Genomic DNA, 771 nt, shown 5'->3' on the forward strand with positions numbered 1-771 from the left:
GAGCGCCGCGTGACGGTCACCACCGTAGCGGGTGCAAGCACGCCGGCGGGGTCGAACGACGGCAGCACCCCGCTGACGTCCACCCAGCCGCTCGTCTTGTCGTCCGCGACTGTCACCCATTTCGGCAGCACGATCAGCGTCGCCCGGCCGCGCCGCGCCATTATGAACTTGGTCATGTCGGTCGTGCCATGCTCGGGCGTCGCGACGACCAGATCCTCGGTCTCCCAGCCTTCCTCCGCCCGCAGCACGCGGGGGCGGCGTCCGGTTGCTCGCGCCAGCTCGACGATACCGGCATAGCCGGTCGCGGCGTTCGACAACGCATGCGCACCGGCATTACGCCCGGATTTCAGGTCGGGTGCATAGGCCCCCAGAAGCAGCGACCCCGCGAACCCGATCAGGCCGATGATCAGCAGCAGCGCCACCGTCAGCGGCGCGAACACCCTGTCCGCACGGCTCGCGCCGCCGATTGTCACTGCGCTCATGCGTGCCACCGCCCCGGCAGTGCCAGATCGGCATAGGCCGAGCGGGCGCTCTGCCAATCCGCATCAGTGACGCCGCGTCCGCCGAACAGGCTCTGCTCGACCAGCCCCGCAATGCGCGCGAACAGCGGACGGACCGCGGACGGCAACAGCGGCGCGGACGCGAGTTCGCGGCTGGTTAGCGACGGTCGCCGCAGCGCCGGACGTCGCCGGGCGATGTCGTCGATCGAATGGAACAGCAGATAATGGATGGCCTCGGCATAGCCGCCCTCGCCCGCGAGCCGGTCCGCCT

Annotated in this window: 1 protein-coding gene and 1 pseudogene; both read right to left on the reverse strand. The window is 70.0% G+C overall.

All coding sequences use genetic code 11. The features are described 5' to 3' along the window. A pseudogene (locus sphsw_RS05295) lies at window positions 1-482 on the reverse strand (hypothetical protein); the annotation flags it as partial. After that, the coding region (locus tag sphsw_RS05300) for a DUF4129 domain-containing protein (RefSeq protein ID WP_031439687.1) at window positions 479-771 on the reverse strand (293 nt) is incomplete at its 5' end. The gene sphsw_RS05300 and the pseudogene sphsw_RS05295, both read right to left, overlap by 4 nt.

The organism is Sphingomonas sp. FUKUSWIS1, from assembly GCF_000733135.1.
Classification (GTDB): domain Bacteria; phylum Pseudomonadota; class Alphaproteobacteria; order Sphingomonadales; family Sphingomonadaceae; genus Sphingomonas; species Sphingomonas aerolata.